The sequence below is a fragment of the Massilia sp. DJPM01 genome (assembly GCF_030348125.1).
Classification (GTDB): domain Bacteria; phylum Pseudomonadota; class Gammaproteobacteria; order Burkholderiales; family Burkholderiaceae_D; genus Telluria_A; species Telluria_A frigida.
This window is the reverse complement of the sequence record NZ_JAQOZV010000032.1, coordinates 76,064-87,577: the sequence shown is the minus strand read 5'-3', so window position 1 is coordinate 87,577 and position 11,514 is coordinate 76,064. Positions and strand designations below refer to the sequence as shown.

Annotated in this window: 11 protein-coding genes and 2 tRNA genes; 10 read left to right on the top strand and 3 right to left on the bottom strand. The window is 62.3% G+C overall.

Annotated features, from left to right (window positions below; translation table 11 throughout):
* Positions 1 to 26: 26 nt before the first annotated feature.
* The 3 genes from PO883_RS20315 to trxB all read right to left on the bottom strand — a co-directional run bounded on the left by PO883_RS20315 (position 27) and on the right by trxB (position 2,368).
* Complete coding sequence (locus tag PO883_RS20315; RefSeq protein ID WP_167086799.1) at positions 27 to 635, bottom strand: trimeric intracellular cation channel family protein; 609 nt, start codon at positions 633 to 635, stop codon at positions 27 to 29.
* A 98-nt stretch (positions 636 to 733) separates the two neighbouring features.
* The gene (locus PO883_RS20310; protein WP_289311357.1) at positions 734 to 1,399 is read right to left on the bottom strand and encodes a Smr/MutS family protein; all 666 of its coding nucleotides are present in this window, start codon (positions 1,397 to 1,399) and stop codon (positions 734 to 736) included.
* 12 nt (positions 1,400 to 1,411) lie between these two features.
* Positions 1,412 to 2,368: a thioredoxin-disulfide reductase gene (gene trxB / locus PO883_RS20305; protein WP_289311356.1), complete on the bottom strand. Its 957-nt coding sequence runs from the start codon at positions 2,366 to 2,368 to the stop codon at positions 1,412 to 1,414.
* A gap of 215 nt (positions 2,369 to 2,583) precedes the next feature.
* Between trxB and PO883_RS20300 the strand changes: the two genes are divergently transcribed.
* The 10 genes from PO883_RS20300 to PO883_RS20255 all read left to right on the top strand — a co-directional run bounded on the left by PO883_RS20300 (position 2,584) and on the right by PO883_RS20255 (position 11,476).
* Positions 2,584 to 4,941: a DNA translocase FtsK gene (locus PO883_RS20300; RefSeq protein WP_289311355.1), complete on the top strand. Its 2,358-nt coding sequence runs from the start codon at positions 2,584 to 2,586 to the stop codon at positions 4,939 to 4,941.
* A 97-nt stretch (positions 4,942 to 5,038) separates the two neighbouring features.
* Positions 5,039 to 5,671 carry an outer membrane lipoprotein chaperone LolA gene (lolA, locus tag PO883_RS20295; RefSeq protein ID WP_289311354.1) on the top strand — a complete coding sequence of 211 codons (633 nt, stop codon included), beginning with the start codon at positions 5,039 to 5,041 and terminating at the stop codon, positions 5,669 to 5,671.
* An 80-nt stretch (positions 5,672 to 5,751) separates the two neighbouring features.
* Positions 5,752 to 6,357, top strand: coding sequence for an energy transducer TonB (locus tag PO883_RS20290; protein WP_289311353.1), 606 nt, complete (start codon positions 5,752 to 5,754; stop codon positions 6,355 to 6,357).
* An 86-nt stretch (positions 6,358 to 6,443) separates the two neighbouring features.
* Positions 6,444 to 6,833, top strand: coding sequence for a DUF6463 family protein (locus PO883_RS20285; protein ID WP_167086805.1), 390 nt, complete (start codon positions 6,444 to 6,446; stop codon positions 6,831 to 6,833).
* Positions 6,834 to 6,951: 118 nt separating this feature from the next.
* Positions 6,952 to 8,253: a replication-associated recombination protein A gene (locus PO883_RS20280; protein ID WP_289311352.1), complete on the top strand. Its 1,302-nt coding sequence runs from the start codon at positions 6,952 to 6,954 to the stop codon at positions 8,251 to 8,253.
* Between the two features lie 277 nt (positions 8,254 to 8,530).
* Positions 8,531 to 8,731 carry a hypothetical protein gene (locus PO883_RS20275; protein WP_289311351.1) on the top strand — a complete coding sequence of 67 codons (201 nt, stop codon included), beginning with the start codon at positions 8,531 to 8,533 and terminating at the stop codon, positions 8,729 to 8,731.
* Between the two features lie 141 nt (positions 8,732 to 8,872).
* A complete protein-coding gene (locus PO883_RS20270) occupies positions 8,873 to 9,589 on the top strand; it encodes a DUF3053 family protein (RefSeq protein ID WP_289311350.1) in 717 nt (238 codons plus the stop codon).
* A gap of 299 nt (positions 9,590 to 9,888) precedes the next feature.
* Positions 9,889 to 11,178 carry a serine--tRNA ligase gene (gene serS / locus PO883_RS20265; RefSeq protein WP_289311349.1) on the top strand — a complete coding sequence of 430 codons (1,290 nt, stop codon included), beginning with the start codon at positions 9,889 to 9,891 and terminating at the stop codon, positions 11,176 to 11,178.
* A gap of 65 nt (positions 11,179 to 11,243) precedes the next feature.
* A tRNA-Ser gene (locus PO883_RS20260) sits at positions 11,244 to 11,333 on the top strand.
* A 52-nt stretch (positions 11,334 to 11,385) separates the two neighbouring features.
* Positions 11,386 to 11,476, top strand: a tRNA-Ser gene (locus tag PO883_RS20255).
* The last annotated feature ends 38 nt before the right edge of the window (positions 11,477 to 11,514 follow it).

Here is an 11,514-nt window from a genome sequence, read left to right as displayed (position 1 = left end):
ATGGGACTGCCGCCGGTTGGGAGCCTTTATGAGCGCCCCATGCGCATGTCGAATTTCCACGTGAGCAGACGCAGGCCGCTGATCACCGTGGCGCTCGACCACAGCGCCAGGTCCGGATCGGCGCCGAATTTTTTCATCAACAGATACATCCAGCTGCCGATAAACGCGCAAATCGCGTAAGGTTTCCCGTCGCGGAACACCATCGGCACTTCGTTGCAGACGATGTCGCGCAGTACCCCACCGAAAATCCCCGTAATCACGCCCATCATCGAGGCGATGAAAATCGGCATGTGCGCTTCCAGCGCCGACGCCACGCCGGCAATCGAGAACAATCCCAGCCCCACCGCATCGGCCACCACGATCAGGCGTTCCGAGACGATCTGGCGCAGCGTCCGGATCAGGGGCGCGGCCATCAAGGCCAGAACAAAAATGAGAATGGCGTATTCCTGGTGCGTGACCCAGAACAGCGGGCGCCGGTCGAGCAGGATGTCGCGCAGGGTGCCGCCGCCGAACGCGGTGATGAAGGCCACGGTAAATACGCCGACCAGATCCATGCGCTTGCGGCGCGCTTCGATAAAGCCGGAGAAGGCTCCGACCAGGATCGCCATGATTTCAATGAGCGTAATAAGGGACATGCGGTGCACTGTACGGTGGCGAATATGGCTAGCCTAACATGCGATAAGGCATGATGGACAGTGTATGGAGTGCGCCCGGGAAAATACCGGGCGCGAGGTCAGACCGCGATGGCCGATTTGAGCAGGACGATCAGGGCGCCATGGCTGCGCCCGTCCACGTTGGCGGCGCAGAAGGCGATCACTTCATCCTTCTGTTCGAGCCAGCTGTGCACCATGGAACGCAGCACCGGCTCGCCGCCAGCTGAACCTAAGCCCTTGCCGTGAATTACGCACACGCAACGCAGCTTGCGCTTGCCGGCATTGTGCAGGAATTCGCCGATGGCATCACGCGCGCCATCGCGGCGCATGCCGTGCAGGTCGAGCTCGTCCTGGACCGGCCAGTGCCCCTTGCGCAGCTTGCGCACCACGTCCGTGCCGATCCCGGCGCGCGAAAAACTCAGGCTGGGATCGTCTTCGAGCAGGTGGTCGACCTCGAACTGGTCCGACAGCGACTCGCGCAGCACCGCCGCGTCATCCTCGGCCTGGCTGCGAAACACCTTGGCCGGCTTGACCTTGACGTTGATGCCGGGCGGGGCGTTGGGCACGAAGCGGTTAGATTCGGGCAACTTGCGCACGCCGCCGATGGCGCTCGTAAACAGGTTGGCCTCTTGCGCGGCCACCCGTTCACGTTCTTCGCGCTCGGCTTTGTCGCGGGCGCGCGCTTCGTCCTGGCCCTTGAGCTGTTCGCGCAGGGATTTCAGATCGGAAAAGTCTTTCATCGGCATCGCTTTACTGTGTTAGTCGTTCAGGCTTTCCAGGTAGCGCTGGGCATCGAGCGCCGCCATGCAACCGGTGCCGGAGCTGGTGATGGCCTGGCGGTAGATGTGATCCTGCACGTCGCCGGCGGCGAACACGCCCGGGATGTTGGTCGCGGTGGCCATGCCTTCGAGACCGGTGCGGGTCTTGATGTAGCCGTTGTGCATGTCGAGCTGGCCTTCGAAGATGCTGGTGTTCGGCTTGTGGCCGATCGCCACGAACAGGCCGTGCACGGAAATCGGCGTGATGGCGCCGTCGACGGTGGACTTGATGTGCACGCCGGTCACGCCGCTGTCGTTGCCGACCACTTCTTCCAGGGTATGGTTGTACTTGATGACAATCTTGCCTTCGGCCGCTTTGGCATTGAGGCGGTCGATCAGGATCGGTTCGGCGCGGAACTTGTCGCGGCGGTGGATGATCGTCACCTTGTTGGCGATGTTCGACAGGTACAGCGCTTCTTCGACCGCGGTATTGCCGCCGCCGACGACCGCGACTTCCTGGTTGCGGTAGAAGAAACCGTCGCAGGTGGCGCAGGCGGAGACGCCGCGGCCCATGTACGCCGTTTCCGACGGCAGGCCCAGGTACATGGCCGAGGCACCGGTGGCGATGATCAGGGCGTCGCAGGTGTACTCATGGCTGTCGCCGATCAAACGCATCGGTTTTTCATTGAGCTTTGTCGTGTGAATGTGGTCAAACACGATCTCGGTATTAAAGCGCTTGGCGTGTTCCAGCAGGCGCTGCATGAGGTCGGGGCCTTGCACGCCCATCGGGTCGCCCGGCCAGTTTTCGACGTCGGTCGTGGTCATCAGCTGGCCGCCTTGCTCCACGCCGGTGACCAGCATCGGCTGCAGGTTGGCGCGCGCGGCGTAGACGGCTGCGCTGTAGCCGGCTGGGCCGGAGCCGAGAATCAGAACTTTGGCGTGTTTGGTAGTGGTCATGGGGCGGGCTTTAATCGAAATGTGTATGAAGAGAAACTGGGGTCGATTGCGGTCAGATCAAGTGCGCGAATATTCAGTTGCGCACCCTCGATTATAGTCCATGATGTGAGCTGGCATGAATCATGGGGCCGATGCACGCCGGATGGCTTAGAATGAGCGCATCGTCAACATCGCAACAAGCGTCGCCAGCCGCGGCAGCACTGTAAGCAACAAGAATGACTAAGACAAGCCAACCTTCCAACGCCAGTTACACCCGCAAGCCCGTCATGCGGCAACCCCTGCCAAACCGCGTGGTGCGCCTGCTGTCCGAGGCGCGCTGGATCGCGCTGGGCGTGATGTTCCTGTATTTCGTGATGATCTTGCTTAGCTATAACAAGGGCGATCCCGGCTGGTCGCACGAGGTGCAGGTATCGCAGGTGAGCAACCTGGGCGGGCGCGCGGGCGCTTACCTGGCCGACTTGCTGCTATTTATCTTCGGCTTTTCAGCCTGGTGGTGGTGCGTGTGTTTCCTGCGCATGCTGTGGAAGGGCTATCGCTCGCTCAATCACAAGTTTGTGCTGGAAACGGAAGAAGATCCCGAGCACCAGCAGGAAGCGGCCATCCGCTGGCTCGGCTTCGCGGTGCTGTTCGTCGGCAGCCTGGGCCTGGAATATTTGCGCATGTGGTCGCTGTCGGTGCAGTTGCCGCGCGCGCCGGGCGGGGTGCTGGGGCAACTGATCGGCCATGCGGCCCATTCGGCGTTCGGCTTCACCGGCGCCACCTTGCTGCTGTTGCTGCTGTTCGGGCTCGGGTTCAGCCTGTTTTTCCATGTGTCGTGGCTGGGCGTGGCCGAGCGCATCGGCGGCGCCATCGAAAACGCCATCGACTGGTTCCGCCTGCGCTACCAGGACCGCGAAGACCGCAAGCAGGGCGAAGTGGCGGCCGTCAAGCGCGATGAAGTGGTGGTGCACGAGCGCGCCAAGCATGTGGAAAAGCATGTGACGGCGGCGCCGGTCAAGATCGAACCGCAGGTGATGGAAGTGGTCAAGTCCGAGCGCGTGCAGAAGGAGAAGCAGGCGCCGCTGTTCCGCGACCTGCCGGGCGACTCGTCGCTGCCGCCGTTGTCCTTGCTGGACGACGCGCCCGAGGTGCAGGAAACGGTGTCGGTGGAAACGCTGGAATTCACCAGCCGCCTGATCGAAAAGAAATTGTCGGACTTCGGGGTCGATGCCAAGGTGGTGGCGGCGTATCCGGGCCCGGTGGTGACGCGCTACGAAATCGAACCGGCCACGGGCGTCAAGGGCAGCCAGATTGTCGGCCTGGCGCGCGACCTGGCGCGTTCGCTGTCGCTGACCTCGATCCGGGTGGTGGAAACTATTCCCGGCAAGAATTTCATGGCCTTGGAGTTGCCCAATCCTAAGCGCCAGATTGTGCGCCTGACCGAAATCGTCGGCTCCAAGATCTATAACGACAGCGCCTCGCAGCTGACCGTGGCGCTGGGCAAGGATATTGCCGGCAAGGCTGTCATCGCCGACCTGGCCAAGATGCCGCACTTGCTGGTGGCCGGTACCACCGGTTCGGGTAAATCGGTGGGCATCAATGCGACCATCCTGTCGCTGCTGTACAAGTCCGACCCGGCCGATGTGCGCATGATCCTGATCGATCCGAAGATGCTGGAAATGTCGGTGTACGAAGGCATTCCGCACTTGCTGGCGCCCGTGGTGACCGACATGCGCCAGGCGGGGCATGCGCTGAACTGGGCGGTCAACGAGATGGAGCGCCGCTACAAGCTGATGAGTAAGCTCGGCGTGCGTAACCTGGCCGGCTATAACGCGAAAATTGCGGAGGCGGCCAAGCGCGAAGAGCATATTCCGAATCCGTTCAGCCTGACGCCGGATTCGCCGGAGCCGCTGGAAAAACTGCCGACCATCGTCATCATCATCGACGAGCTGGCCGACCTGATGATGGTTGTCGGCAAAAAGGTCGAGGAATTGATCGCCCGGATCGCGCAAAAGGCGCGCGCGGCCGGCTTGCACCTGATTTTGGCGACGCAGCGGCCGTCGGTGGATGTGATTACCGGCTTGATCAAGGCGAATATTCCGACCCGGATCGCGTTCCAGGTATCGTCCAAGATCGATTCGCGCACCATTCTCGACCAGATGGGCGCGGAAGCGCTGCTGGGCATGGGCGACATGCTGTACATGCCGCCAGGTACGGGTTTGCCGGTGCGGGTGCACGGTGCGTTTGTGTCCGACGAGGAAGTGCACCGGGTGGTGGCCCACCTCAAGCTGTCGGGCGAACCGAACTATATTGAAGGCATTCTCGAAGGCGGCACGCTCGAAGGCGAGGGCGGCGGTGCGGAAGGTGGCGCGGCCGGCGAGGCCGGCGGCGAAGCCGATCCGATGTACGACCAGGCGGTGCAGGTGGTGCTCAAGAACCGGCGCGCCTCGATCTCGCTGGTGCAGCGTCACTTGCGCATCGGCTACAACCGCGCCGCGCGTTTGCTGGAACAGATGGAAAACAGCGGGGTTGTGTCGCCGATGCAATCGAACGGCAACCGCGACATTCTGGTGCCGGCTGCCAGCGCGGAATAAACCGCCGCGTGTGCACCGGGTTCCCCGCTCATCCGTTACAGGATGGACCGGTTCCCGGGCACTACTTTGCCCACGCGGCCCAACCATAAGGATATTCATGCGATTTTTACTGACTAAAACAACAGCCGTGCTGGCCCTGAGCCTGGCCTGCGCCGGCATGGCCCACGCCACCGCGCTTGATCAATTCAAAACCTTTGTCTCCGGCACCAAGGCCGCGCGCGGCGAGTTCACCCAGCGCCAGGTCAAGAAGGCCGATTCCGGCAAGGCAGCGGCGCCATCGTCGGGCACCTTCGTGTTCGCCCGTCCCGGCAAGTTCATCTGGACCTACGTGAAGCCGTACGAGCAATTGCTGCAGGCCGATGGCGAGCAGCTGTATATCTTCGACAAGGACCTGAACCAGGTCACGACCAAGAAACTGGGCGATGCGCTCGGTTCCTCGCCGGCCGCCATCTTGTTCGGCAGCAACGACCTGGAAAAGAACTTCACCCTGACCGAAGCCGGTACGCGCGATGGCCTGGAGTGGCTCAACGCCGCGCCCAAGGGCAAGGATTCGCAGTTCGAGCAGATCAGCATCGGCTTGCGCAATGGCACGCCGGAAGCGATGGAGCTGCGCGACGCCTTCGGCCAGACCTCGATACTGGCGTTCAAGAAGTTCGAGAAAAACCCGCCATTGACAGCGACCCAGTTCAAATTCGTCATCCCGAAAGGTGCCGACGTCGTCAATAACTGATCCCTCTTCCTCGTGGAGCACACTTGAATCGTGGAACAATCGGTACTGCACTGGCTGTAACGTTTTTTACTGGCACCACGATGGCTCCCGCCCTGGCGCAGCCCAGGGCGCCAGCGCCCGAGGCGGGCAAGCTGCCCTCGGCCTGCACCCGGCCCGACTGGCCTCCCGAGGCCAGACGCTACGACCTGGAGGGCACGACCGTGCTCGACTACCGGATCAGGGAGTGGCGCATCGCTGATGTAAAGGTGCGCAAGAGTAGCGGCTGGCCGATTCTCGATGCCGCCGCAGCGCGCAGCCTGCACGCATGCAAGCTGAAAATCGATGCCACCCGGCCGCACCACAGCGCCGTGCAGTCGGTCGACTACGTGTGGGCAACCACCGGCGGACCGTCGGCGCGGCCGCAGCTGCATGCCGACAGTTGCGCGTCGTCGCCGCTGTTCAGTGGCTTCGTGCCGCTCGACAGGACTCCCACCGCCCACGATGGCGTGCTGGTGCGCTTCCTGACCAATGGCCGCGGCGAACCGTTTAACATCCGCCTCGAAGGGCGCGTCACCGATGCCGCGCTCGCGGAGCACATCCGGCAGTACGTGCAAAGCTGCCGCTTCGTCGCCGCCAACGCGCCAGGGCCGAAGACCGATGCGGTGTACGGGCGCGTGCTGCTGGCGTCGCCCTCCGCAGGAAAATAATCAGGCATGCATATCTGGCAATATTGATTTCCCGGGTATATGATCGGGCGTCGGTCCCGCCGGGGCCGGGTCATCGGGAGAGCTTCATGAAGCATTGGATCAGCCGTTGGTTGGTAGGGGTTGCGTTTCTTCACACCGTGTTTGCATTCGTCGTCATGGGGCCGGTCATGCTGACGATGCTGCGCAACGGCTTGTTTGATACAGCCAAGAGTATGACCGAGGGCGCAACCACCTGGTTCTTCCTGTTCGGCCTGTTACTGGCCTTGTTCGCGGTCCCGGTGCATGCGCTCGAAAAAGCCGGTGTCGCGCTGCCCAAGGCGATCGGCTGGGGCTTGCTCGGGATGGCCGCGCTGGGTGTGGTGCTGATGCCGGACTCGGGCTTCTGGCTGGTGTTTCCGCCTGCGCTAGCCATCTTGCTGCGCAAGGCCGGCGCGCGGGTCGATGCCGGCAGCGTGCGCGGGGTCGGCGCCGCCTGAGGCGTCGTGAGGTAATTTTGCGTTGGGCGGGAACTGTCGCGCCCCGCGCGGGTCTTATCTTGAACGCCGATGCGCGCCATGCGCTAGACTACGCGCTTCCTATAAATGAAGAGGTCGCATGGACGATTTGTTCAAGACCGAACCTGCCGCGCCCCTCGCCGAAGCGCTGCGTCCGGCAACGATTGACGAGGTTATCGGCCAAAGCCATTTGCTGGGCGAGGGCAAGCCCCTGCGCCTGGTATTCAAGTCGGGTAAACCGCATTCGATGATCTTGTGGGGCCCGCCCGGGGTCGGCAAGACGACCCTGGCGCGCCTGACTGCGAATGCCTTCGGCTGCGAATTCATCGCCTTGTCGGCCGTGCTGTCGGGGGTGAAGGATATCCGCGCCGCGATCGAACAGGCCGAGCATCACCTGGCGACGGGCAAGCACACCATCCTGTTCATCGACGAGATTCACCGCTTCAACAAGTCGCAGCAGGATGCCTTGCTGCCGTTCGTCGAGTCGGGCCTGGTGACCCTGATCGGCGCGACCACTGAAAATCCCTCGTTCGAGGTTAACTCGGCGCTGCTGTCGCGCTCGCAGGTGTACGTGCTCAAGGCGCTGACCGACGCCGAGCTGCTGCTACTGCTCAAGCGCGCCCAGGAGAAGGTGCTGGGCCACCTGACGTTCGACGAGGTCGCCATCGCCACCCTGATCGGCTACGCCGACGGCGACGCGCGCCGCTTCCTCAACCTGCTCGAACAGACCAAGACCTCGGCCGCAACGTCCGGCCTCACGCACATCACGGGCGAATTCGTCGACAATGCGCTGACCCTCAATTCGCGCCGCTTCGACAAGGGCGGCGACAATTTCTACGACCAGATTTCGGCACTGCATAAATCGGTGCGCGGCTCGCATCCGGACGCGGCGCTGTACTGGCTGTGCCGCATGCTCGATGGCGGCGCCGATCCGCAATACCTGCTGCGCCGCATCGTGCGCATGGCGTGGGAAGATATCGGCATTGCCGACCCGCGCGCGATCCAGATCGCCAACGATGCCGCCGCCACCTACGAGCGGCTGGGCTCGCCGGAAGGTGAACTGGCGCTGGGGCAGGCGGTCATCTACCTGGCTATCGCGGCCAAGAGCAATGCCGGCTACAACGCCTACAACCGCGCCGTGGCCTTCGTCAAAAAGGACAAGTCGCGCGAAGTGCCGGTGCACCTGCGCAATGCGCCGACCAAGCTGATGAAGGAACTCGGCTACGGCCACGAGTACCGCTACGCGCACGACGAACCGAACGCCTATGCGGCCGGCGAAACCTATCTGCCCGAAGGCATGGCCGAGCCGCGCTGGTACGAGCCGGTGCCGCGCGGGATCGAAGCGAAGATCGCCGAGAAGCTGGCCTGGCTGCGCGGGCTCGACGAGGACGCCGGCAACTGAGATGCGCGCACGGCATACGCGCCGGCTGCGCCCCAGCGGCTGCGCCCCCAGCGGCAGCGCGCGGCGGGCAGTGCCGGCCATCCGCCGCGCCGGAAAATTGCCGGCTGCGCGGCGTTCGCCTGCAACGGCGGGCGCTCTTGCATGCGGATAACGGGCCGTCGCGTTTTTCCGCATCCTGTTCCAGATTTCCGTCGCTTCATCGCAAGCTGGTGGAAGGGCAGGGGGCGAGTGGGTAAAGTACCACCATACCAACTCGCCTCACCCACTGGAGCAGATCATGAAAGTCCGTAAAAACCTCGAAGCCGTCTTCCTCGCCGCCGCCGTCATGACCACGTTTGCCGCCTACGCCACCGCCGAAGTACCGCTGCGTGCGAGCGCCGCGCCAACCCGCGTCGCTGCCACAGCCGACAGCAACGTCACCGTCGTCGTGGTCAGCGCCAAGCGCCTCACCGCCGCCGAAAAAGCCGCACAACAGTAAGTCCGGGGCGGGCGATCCCGCACCCCGCAGCGTGCCGGTCAGTTGCTTAGACGCACGCATTTAGTAGAAGAAGCATATTTAATTACTGCCATTTTTGCATGTTTGCACTATGATCAAGCGCTGATCATAGAGGAGTCGTTCATGCAAGCAGCTACCAGTTTTTCACAACGCGCCCTGATGTGGGCCCTGGGCGGCATTCTTGCCCTCGGCATCGCGGGCTGCAGTGCCGAACCGAAGGAGCGCGCGGCGTTCATTGCGTTCCTGCAAGCGCGCATCGTCGACAAGCCAGGGCTCCATGTACCCAGGCTGACGCCCGCGGAAGAAAAATCGTTCGGCGACTACAGCAAGCATTTTGCCGTGATCAGCGACTACAACAAGTCGATGGATGCGAAGGTCCAGCAGCCCCTGCGCGATATGATGGGCAGGAACATGCCGACTACCATGCAGGATCTGATGGCGCGCCGGGCCGACGTGCTCGCCTTGCACAAGTCCAGTGTGCAACTGCGCGCGGTGATCGACACCGAACAGGCGGCGGCCGGCACCAGGCGCGCCGCGCTCAAGCAGCCGGACGACCTGAAACCGGTCTACGACAAGGCGTATGCCCGTACGGTCACCGATCCGGGAAATAACTTCAAGGAATTGCTCGTGGTGATGGAGGGCATGCTGACCAGTGCCGAAAAAATGGCCGATTTTCTGGACGCCCACAAGGACCAAATCAAGTTCTCCGGAATCATGGCCCAGATCGATGACCAGAAAGTCCTCGACGATGCCAATGTGCTCATGAAAGAGCTCGACGCCAGGAATGCCGAGGTCGCGCGGGCGCAGCATAAGCTGGTCAGCATGATCTCCGGACGGTAATGCCGCTTGCCTGCGGCAGCGTGGGCGCAATGCGGGCCCGACAAGGTGCGATTGCGCAGGGAATCGGTTAAACTGCGCATTGAACAACAGGGCCAGTGCGCGTTGTGCAAGCTTGGGCTTGCCGCCTGGCTGCCCCATCAAGTGCATCGCCTTGCTGGGAGCGTTGTGACACCGGCTTCCTAGCGAAGTTTTTAATTTGCTTGATTCGTGCGCGGCAGCATCCGCCCGCACGGTTCCCCCGGAAAAGCGATTCCGGCAACGGATTTTTCCTGTTCCTCCACATAGCGGCACTACCGACAATGATAGACATTCAACTTCTCCGTAAAGATATCGACAACGTCGCGGCCCGCCTCGCGACGCGCAAGTTCCAGCTCGACGTGGCCGGCTTCAACGCCCTCGAAGCCGAACGCAAGGCGATTCAAACGCGCACCGAAGACCTGCAAAGCAAGCGCAACTCGCTGTCGAAGCAGATCGGCATGCTCAAGGGCAAGGGCGAAGATACGTCGGCCGTGATGGCGGACGTCGCCGGCCTGGGCGACGAGCTCAAGGCCAATGAAACGTCGCTGGGCGAGGTCCAGGCGAAACTGGCCGCGTTCATGGAAGCGGTGCCGAACCTGCCGCACGCATCGGTGCCGGTCGGGACGGATGAAAGCGGCAATATCGAAGTGCGCAAGGTCGGTACGCCGCCAGCGTTCGACTTCGAGGTGCGCGACCACGTGGATGTGGGCAGCGCGCTGGGACTCGATTTCGATGTTGCCACCAAGCTGACCGGCTCGCGCTTCTCGGTGATGAAGGGCGGCATCGCGCGCCTGCACCGCGCCCTGGCCCAGTACATGCTCAACACCCACACGGGTGAGCACGGCTATACCGAATGCTATACCCCGTACATGGTCAACGCCGATTCGCTGCGCGGCACGGGCCAGCTGCCCAAGTTCGAAGCCGATCTGTTTTCGGTGAAAAAGGGCGGCGCGGAAGGCGAGGGCGAGACTTTCTACCTGATTCCGACGTCGGAAGTATCGCTGACCAATATCGTGCGCGACGAGATCGTGGCGCTCGACCAGTTGCCGATCAAGATGACGGCCCACACGCCGTGCTTCCGTTCGGAAGCGGGCAGCTATGGGCGCGACACGCGCGGCATGATCCGCCAGCACCAGTTCGACAAGGTTGAAATGGTGCAAGTCGTGCATCCTGACACCTCGTACGACGTGCTGGAAGAGATGGTTGGCCACGCCGAAGCCATCCTGAAGGGGCTGGGCCTGCCGTACCGCGTGATGTCGCTGTGCACGGGCGACATGGGTTTTGGCGCGACCAAGACCTACGACCTGGAAGTGTGGCTGCCGGCGCAGAACACCTACCGCGAGATTTCCTCGCTGTCGAACTGCGAGGCCTTCCAGGCGCGCCGCATGCAGGCGCGTTTCCGCAACGCGGCCGGCAAGCCGGAACTGCTGCACACGCTCAACGGTTCGGGCCTGGCGGTGGGGCGCACCCTGGTGGCGGTGCTGGAGAACTATCAGCAGGCCGACGGCAGCGTGGTCATTCCGGACGTGCTGCGTCCGTACATGGGCGGATTGACCCATTTGACTCCCTGAAAATAGTCCTTCCTTTTTTTAGGGAGGGGGGCTATAATTTTGCCTTCTCGCAGCAATGTGAGAAAGGAGAGGTGGCAGAGTGGTCGAATGTACTTGACTCGAAATCAAGCGATGGGGCGACCCATCCGTGGGTTCGAATCCCACCCTCTCCGCCATGAATAAAGAAAAAAATCCCCGTAGTTGGGGATTTTTTTTGAAGCAAGACCAGGAAAGGTGGCAGAGTGGTCGAATGCGCTGGACTCGAAATCCAGTGTACATCTTTGGTGTACCGTGAGTTCGAATCTCACCCTTTCCGCCAGTAACAGAAAAAAGCTCCCGAACGGGAGTTTTTTTTCG